Genomic DNA, 13,160 nt, shown 5'->3' with positions numbered 1-13,160 from the left:
AAGGAGCACATATGCCGCCTTCCTTCGCCGCCGCGCATGTCAGCGCGGGGCACCTTCCCAATCTTGATGGCATTGACTGGCATGCCGCTGAGGACGCCCTCAATGAGCTCGGCAGCGCCGTATTGCCCAGCCTGCTCACCCATGATGCGTGCGACGCCCTGGCAGCGCTGTATCCGCAGGATCGCCTGTACCGCTCGCGCGTGGTGATGGAGCGCCATGGCTTCGGGCGCGGCGAATACCAGTACTTCGCCTATCCGCTGCCGGACCTGGTCGCGCAGTTGCGCACGTCGCTCTACCCGCCGCTGGCGACCATCGCCAACCGCTGGAACCAAGCCATGGTCATCGACGTGCGCTACCCGGCCCAGCACGCCGATTTCCTGCGCCGCTGTCACGAAGCCGGCCAGTTGCGCCCCACGCCGCTGATCCTGCGATACGGCCCTGGCGACTACAACTGCCTGCATCAAGATCTCTATGGCGAGCACGTCTTCCCGCTGCAGGTGGCCATCCTGCTGTCCGAACCCGGCCTGGATTTCACCGGCGGCGAATTCGTCATGACGGAGCAGCGCCCACGAATGCAATCGCGGCCTGAGGTGGTGCCACTGCGCAAGGGCGATGCAGTGGTCTTTGCGGTGCACCATCGCCCTGTACAAGGCACGCGCGGTACGTATCGCGTGAACCTGCGCCACGGTGTGAGCCGCCTGCTTTCGGGCCGACGGCATACTGTGGGCATCATCTTCCACGACGCGCTATAGCCAGTTCACCATGACGACCGGCGATCTGTTTGCCGACCACGCACCCGCCGATGACGCGCGCATCGCGCTCGGCGAGGCGGCCTTTATTTTCCGTGGCTTTGCGCTGGCGGATGCGCCGGCCCTGCTGGCGGCGGTGGACGCCATCGCACAGCAGGCCGCGTTCCGCCACATGGTCACGCCGGGCGGCTTCGAGATGTCGGTCGCGCTCACCAACAGTGGCACCCTGGGCTGGACCTCAGACCGCCGCGGCTACCGCTATGCCACGCTCGACCCGCTCACGGGAGCCGCGTGGCCGCCACTGCCCGATGTGTTCGCGCGCCTGGCGTACAACGCCGCTGCTGAAGCGGGCTTCCCCGGCTTCACGCCAGACGCCTGCCTGATCAACCGCTATGTGCCCGGCGCCCGCATGTCGCTGCATCAGGACAAAGACGAGCAGGATTACGGCGCACCCATCGTCTCGGTATCGCTCGGCATGCCAGCCGTCTTCCTGTTTGGCGGACATCGCCGCGCCGACAAGACGCAGCGCATTCCCCTTTTTCACGGCGATGTCGTCGTCTGGGGTGGCCCGGATCGCCTGCGCTATCACGGCGTTGCGCCGCTCAAAGACCACCCGCATGCACTGCTGGGCAGCCAGCGCATCAACCTCACGTTCCGCAAGGCCGGCTGACCGGCGAACCAGCGCATGTCCATTGCAGCAGACCTGTCCGAGAGCGCCTACCGGCAAGCCGCAACCTTCCTGGCCACGCTGGACGAAGACTGGGCCCGCCATATTGCCGCCATCGGCCCCTGCCGCCACACCGCCAAGCCTGCGCGCGAACCTTATGAAGCGCTGATCCGCGCGATCGCCTATCAGCAGTTGCACGCCAAGGCCGGTGACGCCATCCTCGGCCGTTTCCTCGCGCTCTATCCGGCCGCCGCTTTTCCCGCACCGCAGCAGGTGCTCGCCACAGAAGAGGCGGCGCTGCGCGCCTGCGGTTTCTCTGCGACCAAACTGGCGACCATTCGCGGCATTGCACAAGCCGCCCTCGACGGCGTCGTACCCACGCGCGAACATGCGCTGACCATGTCAGACGAAGCGCTCGTCGATCGGCTGGTGACACTGCGCGGGGTAGGCCGGTGGACGGTCGAAATGCTGCTCATCTACACGCTGGAGCGCTCCGACATCCTGCCTGCAGATGATTTCGGCGTACGCGACGGTTATCGCCGTCTGAAGCGGCTCGACACTACGCCCACGCGCAAGCAAATGGAAACGCTCGGCCTTGCATGGAGCCCATATCGAACCGTCGCGGCCTGGTATTTATGGCGGGTACCCGTCAATGTTTCAGGCGCGTGAATTCCGCAAGTCTTGCGCTAGATCAGGCCCCAACAACATATTGCTTGCGCGACATATGTCACGCCGGGATCATGCGAAAACCTTGAATTCCCGTGCGACGTTCGCTTTACTGGAAAACGTTCGCGCGCCATTTGCGCCGCCCTCATTGGTCGAGTCATCGTGGAACAGTCCCAAAACGTCGACGCGCAACGTAAATCCGAAGAGCTGCGGAGCTTCCTGTTTCTGACGGCCGTCATGGTGCCGGTTCTGTCCGTCATTATCGTGGCCGGATATGGCTTTATCGTCTGGGCGTCCCAATTGCTGAGCGGTCCGCCAACGCATTGATATACGCCCGGGGGGTTCCGAGGGCGAGCCGGGTTGTATGTTCGCGCAGCACTGATTAGAAAAAGGCGTGCATCGCCAAAACAGCGTCATGCGAAACACAAGAAAAATAGATATCCCTGTTCGGCCGGCGCCACTCGATGACGACGAATGGCATATCGCCGGCGTCCTGGTCCAGACGCGGCCAACCCATATTGCATCCGTAAGCAAGGCCATCGAAGCCATCGCCGGCAGCGAAATCCATGCAGCCAGCGATAACGGCAAGCTCGTGGTCACGCTTGAGGCGCCCAGCTCGCGCGCCATCGCAGCCCACCTGACGTTCATTCAACAGATCGACGGTGTGCTGAACACCGCCCTGATCTATCAGCACAACGAAATGGCCGACGCCATGAATGAGGAAATGGACGATGAAAGTCTCTCGCCGCGCGTTCATTAAGCAGACCGCCGCCGCCGCCACCGCTTCGGTAGCTGGCGTCACGCTTCCTGCTGGCGCCGCCAACCTTGTCACCGACAAAGAGCTGACGCAGCTCAAGTGGTCGAAGGCGCCTTGCCGATTCTGTGGCACGGGCTGCGGCGTTGAAGTCGCCGTCAAGGACAACCGCGTGGTGGCCACGCAGGGCGACCCGAAGGCCGAGGTCAATCGGGGGCTGAACTGCGTCAAGGGGTATTTCCTCTCGAAGATCATGTACGGCAAGGACCGGCTGACCCAGCCGCTGCTGCGCATGAAGAATGGCAAATACGACAAGAACGGCGATTTCACGCCCGTGAGCTGGGACCGCGCGTTCGACGAGATGGCGGCGCAGTTCAAGCGCGTCATCAAGGAAAAGGGCCCCACCGCTGTCGGCATGTTCGGCTCGGGTCAATGGACCGTTTTTGAGGGCTACGCCGCAGTCAAGCTGATGAAGGCGGGCTTCCGCTCGAACAACCTCGACCCCAACGCGCGCCATTGCATGGCTTCGGCGGTGGCCGGCTTCATGCGCACCTTCGGCATGGACGAGCCGATGGGCTGCTACGACGACTTCGAGGTCGCCGACGCGTTCGTGCTGTGGGGCTCGAATATGGCGGAGATGCACCCGATCCTGTGGTCGCGTGTGACAGACCGGCGTCTCTCCGCACCCAAGACGAAGGTCGCGGTGCTCTCGACGTTCACGCATCGCTCGTTCGATCTGGCCGACATTCCCATCGTCTTCACGCCGCAGGCCGATCTCGCGATGCTCAACTACATCGCGAACTACATCATCACCAACAAGAAGGTCAACACAGACTTCGTCAACAAGCACACCGTCTTCAAGCAAGGCGTGACCGACATCGGCTACGGCCTGCGGCCCGACAATCCGCTCCAGAAGGCCGCGAAGAACGCCGACAAGGTGGGCGACTCCAAGCCGATATCGTTCGACGAGTTTGCGAAGTTCGTCTCGACGTACGACCTCGACTACACCACCAAGCTGGCGAACCCGGACAAGAGCAAGGAAAAGGAATTCAAGCAGCAGCTCCAGAAGCTCGCTGAGCTGTATGCCGATCCGAAGATCAAGGTCGTGTCGTTCTGGACCATGGGTTTCAACCAGCACACCCGCGGCACCTGGGCGAACAACATGATCTACAACCTGCACCTGCTGACAGGGAAGATCGCCACGCCGGGCAACAGCCCGTTCTCGTTGACGGGCCAGCCTTCGGCCTGCGGCACCGCGCGCGAGGTGGGCACGTTCTCGCACCGCTTGCCGGCCGACATGGTGGTGACCAACCCGAAGCACCGCGAAGAAGCGGAGCACATCTGGAAGCTGCCGGCGGGCACGATCCCGGCAAAGCCGGGCTATCACGCCGTGCTGCAAAACCGCATGCTGAAGGACGGCAAGCTCAACGCCTACTGGGTGCAGGTCAACAACAACATCCAGGCCGGCGCCAACATCAACCAGGAAGGCTACCCGGGCTACCGCAATCCGGAGAACTTCATCGTTGTCTCGGACGTGTACCCCACCGTCACCGCGCTGGCCGCCGACCTGATCCTCCCGAGCGCGATGTGGGTTGAGAAGGAAGGCGCCTACGGCAACGCCGAGCGCCGCACGCAGTTCTGGCATCAGCTCGTTGATGCACCGGGGGAGGCGCGTTCCGACCTGTGGCAGTTGGTGGAGTTTTCCAAGCGCTTCAAGGTGGAAGAGGTCTGGCCCGAAGAACTCATCGCCAAGAAGCCCGAGCTGCGCGGCAAGACGCTCTACGACGTGCTCTACCGCAACGGCAACGTCGACAAGTTCCCCCTCAAGGATGTCGACCCGGAATACAACAATGCCGAAGCCAAGGCATTCGGTTTCTACCTCCAGAAGGGCCTGTTCGAGGAGTACGCAAGCTTCGGACGCGGCCACGGCCACGACCTGGCACCGTTCGACGACTATCACAAGGCGCGCGGATTGCGCTGGCCGGTAGTCAACGGCAAAGAGACGCGCTGGCGCTACAAAGAAGGCAGCGATCCGTACGTCAAGGCCGGTACCGGCTACCAGTTCTACGGCAACCCGGACGGGAAGGCGGTGATCTTCGCCCTGCCCTACGAGGCACCGCCGGAAGTGCCGGACAAGGAATACCCGTTCTGGTTGTCGACCGGCCGCGTGCTGGAGCACTGGCACTCGGGTTCGATGACGCGCCGGGTGCCCGAGCTGTATCGCGCCTTCCCGAACGCGGTCTGCTTCATGCATCCGGAAGATGCGAAGGCGCTGGGGCTGCGACGTGGTGTCGAGGTCGAGGTGATCTCGCGGCGCGGCAAGATGCGCACCCGCATTGAAACGCGCGGCCGCAATCAGCCGCCGAAGGGCCTGGTGTTCGTGCCCTGGTTCGATGCGAGCCAGCTCATCAACAAGGTCACACTGGATGCAACCTGCCCGATCTCGCTGCAGACGGATTTCAAGAAATGTGCCGTCAAGATCGTGAAGGTCTGACGAGCACGGGCAGACGACACACGCGCAACAGGAAAATGTCATGAAGCTCAGCCGACTCTTGGGACTGCCAGCCGCCATCTGCGCGCTGTTGCTGGCGACCCTTGCCAACTTGCCCGCGCAGGCTCAAGGCGTGGTCGACGCCATGCGCGGCTCGACGCCGATCACCGCCGAATCGACACCGCCGATCCTGTATCCCACCGAGAACAGGGACGTGCGCCGCGAGCGCAACTACACCGGGCAGCCGCCGACGATTCCGCACAAGATCGACGGGACGTACATGTATCAGATCAACAAGGACCACAACGGTTGTCTGTCCTGCCATGCACGTACGAAGGCCGAAGAGATGCGCGCTATTGCGATCAGCCCCACGCACTACGTTGACCGCGATGGCCATCAACTGGCCGACGTTTCGCCGCGCCGCTTCTTCTGCACGCAATGCCACGTGCCGCAGGCCGACGCCAAGCCGCTTATCACCAATACGTTTGTCGATGTCGATGAACTGCTCAAACGCAAGCCTGATGGCAAGAGCGTTGGCAAGAACTGAGGCGGTGCAGCCATGTTCGACCTGATCAAGCGCTACTGGCGCACCATCAACCGGCCCAGCGCGTATTTCAGCCTGGGCTTTCTGACGTTGGGCGGCTTTGTTGCCGGCGTGGTGTTCTGGGGTGCGTTCAACACCGCGATGGAAGTGACCAACACCGAGGCGTTCTGCACGGGTTGCCACGAAATGCACGACAACGTGTATCAAGAGCTACAGAGCACGATCCACTACACCAACCGCAGCGGTGTGCGCGCCATCTGCTCCAACTGTCACGTTCCGCACGCCTGGACGAACAAGATTGCACGGAAGATGCAGGCATCCAAGGAAGTGTGGGGCAAGATTTTCGGCACGATCGACACGCGCGAGAAATTCGAGGCGCACCGGCTTGAGCTGGCCCAGCACGAATGGGATCGACTCAAGGCCAACGATTCATTGGAATGCCGTAACTGTCACAACTACGACTCGATGGACTTCACGCGGCAAAGCCCGCGCGCGTCGGCCATGCACGCCCAATATCTGGGCAGCAAAGAGAAAACCTGTATCGACTGCCACAAGGGTATTGCGCACCATCTGCCCGACATGTCGAAGATGAAGACCGAGTAAAGCACGTGAACGTGCTGCCGGCGCTAGACCCCGTTTCACTCAGCCCCCCAATGCCGTGCTTGTTGCCAGCCAACTGACGTTTTCGCGCGCCGGCCGTCGGATCTTCCGCGAGCTGGACCTCTCGGTGTCGGCGGGCGAGCTGGTGCAGGTAACGGGCGCGAACGGCAGCGGCAAGACCACCCTGCTGCGCGTGCTCTGCGGCCTTCTGGCACCGGCAAGCGGCGCGCTCACGTGGCATGGTGCGCCCGTACGCAGCGGCGACCCCGCCTTCCTCAATGCGCTTTGCTACGTTGGCCACACCAACGGCATCGACCCAGATCTCACTGTGACGGAGAGCCTGCGTCTGGCCATGCAACTGGCCGGATCGCACGATTCGGCATCCGAGCCGTTTTGCGTCGGCCAAGCGCTGGAAGCGCTCGAACTCGGCAAGCTGGCCGCCACGCCCGTGCGCAAGCTTTCGCAAGGCCAGCGTCGGCGAGTGGCGCTGGCGCGCTTACTGCTCGCGCGGCGCGAACTGTGGCTGCTCGACGAACCGATCGCCTCGCTCGACGACCGCGCAGCCGACCTCTTCACAGCACAGCTCGATGCGCACCTGCGTGCAGGCGGTATGGCAATCATGGCCACGCATCAGTTGCTGTCGCGTCCGCACGGGGCAAATCGCGTGCTTCGGCTTGGGGGCACCGCATGAAGCCGATGCTGATGGCCATCCTGCGGCACGATCTGGCGCTGTCATGGCGGCGGCGCGGCAACCTCGTCGGTGGCGTGGTGTTCTACGTCATTGCGGCGAGCCTCTTCCCCCTGGCCATCGGCCCCGACCCGCAACAGTTGCGCATGCTTGCGCCAGGCATCCTGTGGGTCGCGGCGCTGCTGGCGTCGATGCTCTCGCTCTCTCGGTTGTTTGCGCAGGAGCACGCTGATGGCAGCCTCGATCAATTGCTGCTGTCGCCACACCCGCTTGCCTTGATAGTGCTGACGAAGATTGCCGCGCACTGGCTCGCGAGCGGCTTGCCGTTGCTGCTGCTGACGCCCATCCTGGCCCAGCAGTACAGCCTGCCGCTGCATGCAACGCTGCTGCTGACAGCCACGCTGCTGATCGGCACGCCTGCCATTGCGCTGATCGGCGCCGTTGGTGCAGCGCTCACGCTGGGCGTGCGCAATGGCGCAGCGCTGCTGTGCATCCTCGTCCTGCCGTTGTGTGTGCCCGTGCTTGTGTTTGGTGCGGGCGCGGGTTCGGCGGCCGATGCGGGGCTTGATGTCATGCCGCATTTCTCGCTGCTGGGCGCTTGCCTGGCGCTATCGCTGTTTGTCTGCCCGCTGGCTGCCGCCGCCGGGCTGCGCATTGCCGTGGAATGACCCGATGACGAACCGCTCCGGACTCCACAGCACCTCCATCGCTGCGCGCCAACCTGTTTTCCGACGCTGGAACTGGCTCGCGTATGCGTCGCCCGTGCGGTTTGATCCGCTCGCACGCAAGTTGGCGCCGTGGTTTGGTGTGGCCGCACTCCTGTTCCTCGTCGCCGGCCTCTACGTCGGTTTTGTTGTGGCGCCAACCGATGCGCAACAGGGCGAGGTCTACCGGATCATCTTCCTGCACGTGCCGGCTGCATGGATGTCGATGTTCATCTATCTGGTGATGGCCGGCTATTGCGCGCTGGCGCTGGTGCTGCGCACGCGGCTTTCGTCGATGATGGCCTCGGCGCTGGCGCCCACCGGCGCGCTGTTCACCGCCATTGCGCTGTGGACAGGCGCGCTGTGGGGCAAGCCAACGTGGGGCACGTGGTGGGTGTGGGATGCGCGGCTGACGTCGGAGTTGCTACTGCTGTTTCTGTACCTCGGCTTCATCGCGCTGGAGAGCGCCATTGAAGACCCGCGCCGCGCCGAACGCGCCTGTGCCGTGCTTGCCGTGGTGGGCGTGGTCAACATCCCCGTGATCTATTTCTCGGTGCAGTGGTGGAACACGCTGCATCAGGGCGCGTCCATCAGCCTGACGGCGGCTCCGTCCATGGCGATGACGATGCTGCTCGGCATGTTGCTGATGACGCTCGCGTGCTGGATGTACAGCATCTGCGTGGCGCTGATTCGCGTGCGTTGCATCATGCGCGAGCGCGCCGACGATAACCACAATCTGAGCACGCCGGCATGAGCCAGTTCTCCGTCAACCACGTCGACTATATTGCGGGCGCGTTTGCCGTGGCCGCCATCTGCATCGCGGCCGAGTTGCTGCTGCTCGCTCGCCGCTGGCACGCAGCCAATCGCACCCATCACTCGCATCCTGACGGCAGCGACCAATGACACGCAGACAACGCCGCCTCGGCATCCTGCTCGCCGCGCTGGTGTGCGCGGGTGCGGCTACCGCCCTCACGCTGAATGCGTTCCGCTCCAATCTGGTGTTCTTCTTCAGCCCAAGCCAGATCGCCGCCAAGGAAGCGCCTGTTGCACAGGTCTTTCGACTGGGTGGCCTGGTCGAACGCGGCTCCATCCAACGCGAACGTGACGGCATGACCATCCGCTTTGTCGTCACCGACACAGCGCGCGGTGTGCCGGTCGTCTACCACGGCTTGCTGCCGGACCTGTTCCGCGAGGGCAAAGGCGTGGTCGCGCGCGGGCGGCTGGGCGAGGATGGTGTCTTCGTCGCCAATGAGGTGCTTGCCAAGCACGACGAAAATTACATGCCGCCCGAAGCCGCTGATGCCTTACGCCGCGCCGCGCAAGTCAACGAACAAATGGCGGAGGAATCTGCCCGGAGCGCGTCGCGATGATTGCCGAGCTGGGCCACTTCGCGTTGATCCTGGCGTTGCTGACTGCTGTCATGCAATCCGTGCTGCCGCTGGTTGGCGCGGCGCGCGACAACGAGCGCTGGATGGCCGTGGCGCGTCCCGCTGCGCGCATGCAGTGCGCGCTGGTGCTGCTGGCGTACAGCGCGCTGACGTGGGCTTTCGTCAGCAACGACTTCAGCGTGCTCTATGTCGCCGCCAACTCGAACAGCGCGCTGCCGCTGCCCTATCGCGTGGCCGCAGTGTGGGGCGGCCACGAGGGATCGATGTTGCTGTGGACGACGATGCTGGCGCTGTGGTCGCTGGCCGTGTCGTTGTTCAGCCGACAACTGCCGTTGCCCGTCGTGGCGCGCGTACTGGGCGTGATGGGCGCGATCAGCACGGGGCTGCTGCTTTTCCTGCTGTTGGTGTCCAACCCGTTCCTGCGCCTGTTGCCGCCGGCCATGGAAGGGCGCGACCTCAACCCGCTGCTGCAGGACCCCGGCATGGTGTCGCATCCGCCCATGCTCTACATGGGTTACGTGGGCTTTGCCGTGGCGTTTTCGTTTGCGATGGCCGCGCTCCTGTCGGGTCGGCTCGATGCCACTTGGGCGCGCTGGTCTCGGCCCTGGACAACCGCCGCCTGGGCATGCCTGACGACCGGCATCATGCTCGGCAGCGCCTGGGCGTACTACGAACTCGGCTGGGGCGGCTGGTGGTTCTGGGACCCGGTCGAAAATGCCTCGTTCATGCCGTGGCTGGCAGGCACGGCGCTGATCCATTCACTGGCGGTGACGGAGAAGCGCGGCGTGTTCCGCGCGTGGACGGCGCTGCTCGCCATCTTCACGTTCTCGTTGAGCCTGCTCGGCACGTTCCTCGTCCGTTCGGGCGTGCTGACGTCAGTGCATGCTTTTGCAGTGGACCCAAAGCGCGGTCTGTTCATCCTGGCCCTGCTGGGCATCGTGACGGGCGGTGCGCTGACTCTGTTTGCGTGGCGCGCAAAGCGGTTGTCCAGCGGCGCCTCGGAAGGTGCGACGTTCTCGCTGTTCGCGCGTGAATCGTTTCTGCTGGCCAACAACGTGCTCCTCGCGGTGGCTGCCGCCACGGTGCTGCTTGGCACGCTTTATCCGCTGGTGCTGGATGTGCTGCAGCTGGGCAAGATTTCGGTCGGTCCGGCGTATTTCGAGCAAGTCTTTGTGCCGCTGATGTCTCCTGCGGTGCTGCTGATGGGCGCGGCGCCACTGGCGCGCTGGCGTCACGGCGCGCTGCCGTCGATGGCCGTGCGGTTGCGCTGGGCGGCGGTGGCGAGTGTTGTCGTCGGGCTTGGGCTGGCGGTGTTTTATGGAACGTCCGCGCTGGCGGGCCTCGGGCTGACGCTGGCCGCATGGTGTCTTGCGAGTGCGCTGGCCAGTCTGGCCGAAAAACTTCGCCAGCCCGGCAATCGACTGATGACGCTGCGACAGTTGCCGCCGAGCTACTTCGGCATGCTGGTAGCGCACGCAGGGGTGGGGGTGTTCATCGCAGGCGTCACGCTGGTGCTCAGCCAGGAGACGCTACGCGAGCTGCCGGTGCGCGTGGGCGGCACAGTTGAGGTGGGTGGCTACATGTTCCACCTCACCAACGTTGCGCCGGCGCAGGGCCCGAATTACGACGTCTTGCGTGGCCACGTCGAAGTCAGCCACAACGGCAAACCGGTGGCCACGCTGCTGCCCGAGCGGCGCCTGTACCGCAGCCAGGAAACCCCCACGACCGAAGTCGCCATCGACACCGGCATCACACGAGACCTCTATGTCGCGCTGGGCGAATCACTCGGACAAGACAACTGGGCTATGCGCATCTACATCAAGCCCTTCGTCAGTTGGATCTGGGGCGGCTGTGTGCTGATGGTGCTGGGCGGCCTGCTGGCGGTGTGCGATCGCCGCTACCGGCTGCGCCGCCGCTCCACAGCGCCGCGCACCACACCCGACGCTGCACTGGCCGGCCCATCACTGGCGATACCGGCGACCGAGGAGCCACGGTGAAGCTGCGCTACGTGCTGCCGCTGGCAGCGTTCTTCGTTCTGGTGATTGCGCTGGCGGCGGGGCTGTCGCGTGACCCGCGTGAACTGCCCTCGCCGCTGGTCGGCAAACCCGCCCCGGCGTTCAGGCTGACGGCACTGGAATCGACTGCCGGCCCGATCACGCCGCAAGACCTGCGCGGCAAGGTGTGGATGCTCAACGTCTGGGCGTCGTGGTGCACAGCCTGCCGCGCAGAGCACGCCGTGCTGAACGCGTTCGCCAAGCAATCCTCCGTGCCGATCTACGGGCTGAACTACAAGGACGACGCCGACGCTGCACGCGCGTGGCTCAAACACATGGGCGATCCGTATGTCGCGTCACTCATCGACGCAGACGGCAAGGTCGGCATCGACTACGGCGTCTACGGCGTGCCGGAGACCTTCGTCATCGATCGCGCCGGCGTGATCCGCTATCGGCAGGTCGGCCCCGTGACGGCCGAGTCGATGGAACGCAAGATCGTGCCGCTTCTGCAGCAACTGGAGCAGGAAGGTGATCATGCATAAGCGCCTGGCCGCGCTCGTTATGGCAGGCGTCGCGGCGTTCGCGTTGCAGATGCCCGCCTATGCCGCAGCGGCGGACGTCGATCTCGACACCCGCGTCCACGCGCTGTCGGAGCAACTGCGCTGCCTCGTGTGCCAGAACCAGACCCTCGCCGATTCCAACGCCGACCTGGCCGTCGACTTGCGCCGCCAGATTCGAGAACAACTCCGTGCCGGCGCCACCGAGGCCGCCGTAAAGGACTACCTCGTGCAGCGCTATGGCGATTTCGTCCTGTACCGGCCGCCCGTCAAGCCGCTGACCTATCTGCTGTGGTTCGGCCCAGCACTGTTGCTGATGGCGGTGGTATTCGGCATCGTATCGTCCCGCAAACAGCAGAAGGCGCCCCCTGCCGAGATGGACGCTGACGCGCAAGCGCGCCTCGCCGCCCTGCTTGCAGGGTCGCTACCGGAAGACCCCCGCCCATGACCGTGATGACCTTGTTCTGGCTGCTGGCGGCCGCCCTCACAGCCGTCACCATGGCGGTTCTGCTGACGCCGTTGTTGCGACGCGCGCGCAACGATGTGGGCGATACGTTCATCCAGAGCCCCACCGCGCGCAGCCAGATGATCCGCTGGTACCAAGACCAGCTGCGCGAGTTGGATGCTGACCTGCGCACCGGCGCTATCGATGCGGCGGGCCACGCGCACGCACGCGCAGAGCTTGGCAGGCGGTTGCTGGACGATACGGCCGACACCGCCAGCACCTCGCAGGCGCGCCCCGACCGCCGCGCCGTTCTGCTCGCTGCAGTGCTGCTGGCTGCGTTGCCCACGTCCGCCGTGCTGCTCTACCAGCACCTTGGCAAGCCCGCCTCGCTGTGGATGCCGGGCGACATGATGACCGCCGCTCGCAGCGATCACACCGGTGGAGACGCGCAGATCGAATCGATGGTCAACAGCCTCGCGCAACGGCTGCGCGACACGCCCGACGACGCACCCGGCTGGGCATTGCTCGCGCGGTCCTACAGCACGATGGAGCGCCCCGCCGACGCCGTCGCCGCCTATGCGAAGGCGGTGGCCCTTGCCCCCGACGTCGCCAGCCTGCGTGCCGATTACGCCGACGCACTCGCTACCGCCCAGGGCGGCGCCCTCGCTGGTGCGCCCACGGAGCAGGTGCGCCTCGCCCTGAAGGCCGACCCGGACGAGCCCAAAGCGCTGGCACTGGCCGCTTCCGCCGCCGTCGAACGTGGTGACGTGAGCGATGCAATCGCGCAGTGGGAACACCTGTACCGGCTGCTGCCGCCCGAATCTGCCGGCGCCAAACAGATCGCCGCCAACTTGGCCGCCGCGCGCGCCGATCAGCAAAAAGCACCCGGCGGCAAGTGACGCGAGCGGTGCTT

17 protein-coding genes are annotated in these 13,160 nt (G+C 64.6%); all 17 read left to right on the top strand.

Annotated features, from left to right (window positions below):
* Positions 1-11 precede the first annotated feature (11 nt).
* The 17 genes from DOD19_RS02225 (at position 12) to ccmI (ending at position 13,146) form a co-directional block, all read left to right on the top strand.
* Positions 12-752 carry a 2OG-Fe(II) oxygenase gene (locus DOD19_RS02225; RefSeq protein WP_112183787.1) on the top strand — a complete coding sequence of 247 codons (741 nt, stop codon included), beginning with the start codon at positions 12-14 and terminating at the stop codon, positions 750-752.
* 10 nt (positions 753-762) lie between these two features.
* Entirely contained in the window at positions 763-1,419 is a 657-nt protein-coding gene (alkB, locus tag DOD19_RS02220) for a DNA oxidative demethylase AlkB (RefSeq protein ID WP_112183785.1), read from the top strand.
* 15 nt (positions 1,420-1,434) lie between these two features.
* Entirely contained in the window at positions 1,435-2,085 is a 651-nt protein-coding gene (locus DOD19_RS02215; RefSeq protein WP_112183783.1) for a DNA-3-methyladenine glycosylase, read from the top strand.
* A gap of 156 nt (positions 2,086-2,241) precedes the next feature.
* Positions 2,242-2,409, top strand: coding sequence for a periplasmic nitrate reductase, NapE protein (napE, locus tag DOD19_RS02210; RefSeq protein WP_112183781.1), 168 nt, complete (start codon positions 2,242-2,244; stop codon positions 2,407-2,409).
* A gap of 88 nt (positions 2,410-2,497) precedes the next feature.
* Positions 2,498-2,842 carry a chaperone NapD gene (locus tag DOD19_RS02205; RefSeq protein ID WP_024974864.1) on the top strand — a complete coding sequence of 115 codons (345 nt, stop codon included), beginning with the start codon at positions 2,498-2,500 and terminating at the stop codon, positions 2,840-2,842.
* Entirely contained in the window at positions 2,814-5,330 is a 2,517-nt protein-coding gene (gene napA / locus DOD19_RS02200) for a periplasmic nitrate reductase subunit alpha (RefSeq protein ID WP_024974863.1), read from the top strand. Before DOD19_RS02205 ends, napA begins: the two co-directional genes overlap by 29 nt.
* 40 nt (positions 5,331-5,370) lie before the next feature.
* A complete protein-coding gene (locus tag DOD19_RS02195) occupies positions 5,371-5,874 on the top strand; it encodes a nitrate reductase cytochrome c-type subunit (RefSeq protein WP_024974862.1) in 504 nt (167 codons plus the stop codon).
* A gap of 12 nt (positions 5,875-5,886) precedes the next feature.
* Positions 5,887-6,474, top strand: coding sequence for a cytochrome c3 family protein (locus tag DOD19_RS02190; RefSeq protein WP_024974861.1), 588 nt, complete (start codon positions 5,887-5,889; stop codon positions 6,472-6,474).
* Between the two features lie 55 nt (positions 6,475-6,529).
* The gene (gene ccmA / locus DOD19_RS02185) at positions 6,530-7,162 is read left to right on the top strand and encodes a cytochrome c biogenesis heme-transporting ATPase CcmA (protein ID WP_112183779.1); all 633 of its coding nucleotides are present in this window, start codon (positions 6,530-6,532) and stop codon (positions 7,160-7,162) included.
* On the top strand, positions 7,159-7,827 hold the full coding sequence (ccmB, locus tag DOD19_RS02180) for a heme exporter protein CcmB (protein ID WP_024974859.1): 669 nt from the start codon (positions 7,159-7,161) through the stop codon (positions 7,825-7,827). The genes ccmA and ccmB overlap by 4 nt, the downstream gene beginning before the upstream one ends.
* A 4-nt stretch (positions 7,828-7,831) precedes the next feature.
* Positions 7,832-8,617 carry a heme ABC transporter permease CcmC gene (gene ccmC, locus DOD19_RS02175; RefSeq protein ID WP_024974858.1) on the top strand — a complete coding sequence of 262 codons (786 nt, stop codon included), beginning with the start codon at positions 7,832-7,834 and terminating at the stop codon, positions 8,615-8,617.
* Positions 8,614-8,766, top strand: coding sequence for a hypothetical protein (locus DOD19_RS27665; RefSeq protein ID WP_200869016.1), 153 nt, complete (start codon positions 8,614-8,616; stop codon positions 8,764-8,766). Before ccmC ends, DOD19_RS27665 begins: the two co-directional genes overlap by 4 nt.
* Entirely contained in the window at positions 8,763-9,233 is a 471-nt protein-coding gene (gene ccmE / locus DOD19_RS02170; RefSeq protein WP_112183777.1) for a cytochrome c maturation protein CcmE, read from the top strand. The genes DOD19_RS27665 and ccmE overlap by 4 nt, the downstream gene beginning before the upstream one ends.
* The gene (locus DOD19_RS02165) at positions 9,230-11,248 is read left to right on the top strand and encodes a heme lyase CcmF/NrfE family subunit (protein WP_112183775.1); all 2,019 of its coding nucleotides are present in this window, start codon (positions 9,230-9,232) and stop codon (positions 11,246-11,248) included. The genes ccmE and DOD19_RS02165 overlap by 4 nt, the downstream gene beginning before the upstream one ends.
* A complete protein-coding gene (locus tag DOD19_RS02160) occupies positions 11,245-11,787 on the top strand; it encodes a DsbE family thiol:disulfide interchange protein (RefSeq protein ID WP_112183773.1) in 543 nt (180 codons plus the stop codon). The genes DOD19_RS02165 and DOD19_RS02160 overlap by 4 nt, the downstream gene beginning before the upstream one ends.
* Positions 11,780-12,250, top strand: coding sequence for a cytochrome c-type biogenesis protein (locus DOD19_RS02155; RefSeq protein WP_112184295.1), 471 nt, complete (start codon positions 11,780-11,782; stop codon positions 12,248-12,250). The genes DOD19_RS02160 and DOD19_RS02155 overlap by 8 nt, the downstream gene beginning before the upstream one ends.
* Positions 12,247-13,146: a c-type cytochrome biogenesis protein CcmI gene (ccmI, locus tag DOD19_RS02150; protein WP_112183771.1), complete on the top strand. Its 900-nt coding sequence runs from the start codon at positions 12,247-12,249 to the stop codon at positions 13,144-13,146. Before DOD19_RS02155 ends, ccmI begins: the two co-directional genes overlap by 4 nt.
* Positions 13,147-13,160 lie beyond the last annotated feature (14 nt).

The organism is Ralstonia sp. GX3-BWBA (assembly GCF_003290055.1).
Classification (GTDB): Bacteria; Pseudomonadota; Gammaproteobacteria; order Burkholderiales; family Burkholderiaceae; genus Ralstonia; species Ralstonia holmesii.
The sequence above is the reverse complement of the archived record's forward strand: the minus strand, read 5'-3'. Positions and strand labels throughout refer to the sequence as shown.

Bases quoted from the DNA above. Each gene is read 5' to 3' on its own strand.
- DOD19_RS02225 (WP_112183787.1), top strand. From the start codon at position 12: ATGCCGCCTTCCTTCGCCGCCGCGCATGTCAGCGCGGGGCACCTTCCC.
- alkB (WP_112183785.1), top strand. From the start codon at position 763: ATGACGACCGGCGATCTGTTTGCCGACCACGCACCCGCCGATGACGCG.
- DOD19_RS02215 (WP_112183783.1), top strand. From the start codon at position 1,435: ATGTCCATTGCAGCAGACCTGTCCGAGAGCGCCTACCGGCAAGCCGCA.
- DOD19_RS02205 (WP_024974864.1), top strand. From the start codon at position 2,498: ATGCGAAACACAAGAAAAATAGATATCCCTGTTCGGCCGGCGCCACTC.
- napA (WP_024974863.1), top strand. From the start codon at position 2,814: ATGAAAGTCTCTCGCCGCGCGTTCATTAAGCAGACCGCCGCCGCCGCC.
- DOD19_RS02195 (WP_024974862.1), top strand. From the start codon at position 5,371: ATGAAGCTCAGCCGACTCTTGGGACTGCCAGCCGCCATCTGCGCGCTG.
- DOD19_RS02190 (WP_024974861.1), top strand. From the start codon at position 5,887: ATGTTCGACCTGATCAAGCGCTACTGGCGCACCATCAACCGGCCCAGC.
- ccmB (WP_024974859.1), top strand. From the start codon at position 7,159: ATGAAGCCGATGCTGATGGCCATCCTGCGGCACGATCTGGCGCTGTCA.
- ccmC (WP_024974858.1), top strand. From the start codon at position 7,832: ATGACGAACCGCTCCGGACTCCACAGCACCTCCATCGCTGCGCGCCAA.
- DOD19_RS27665 (WP_200869016.1), top strand. From the start codon at position 8,614: ATGAGCCAGTTCTCCGTCAACCACGTCGACTATATTGCGGGCGCGTTT.
- ccmE (WP_112183777.1), top strand. From the start codon at position 8,763: ATGACACGCAGACAACGCCGCCTCGGCATCCTGCTCGCCGCGCTGGTG.
- DOD19_RS02165 (WP_112183775.1), top strand. From the start codon at position 9,230: ATGATTGCCGAGCTGGGCCACTTCGCGTTGATCCTGGCGTTGCTGACT.
- DOD19_RS02155 (WP_112184295.1), top strand. From the start codon at position 11,780: ATGCATAAGCGCCTGGCCGCGCTCGTTATGGCAGGCGTCGCGGCGTTC.
- ccmI (WP_112183771.1), top strand. From the start codon at position 12,247: ATGACCGTGATGACCTTGTTCTGGCTGCTGGCGGCCGCCCTCACAGCC.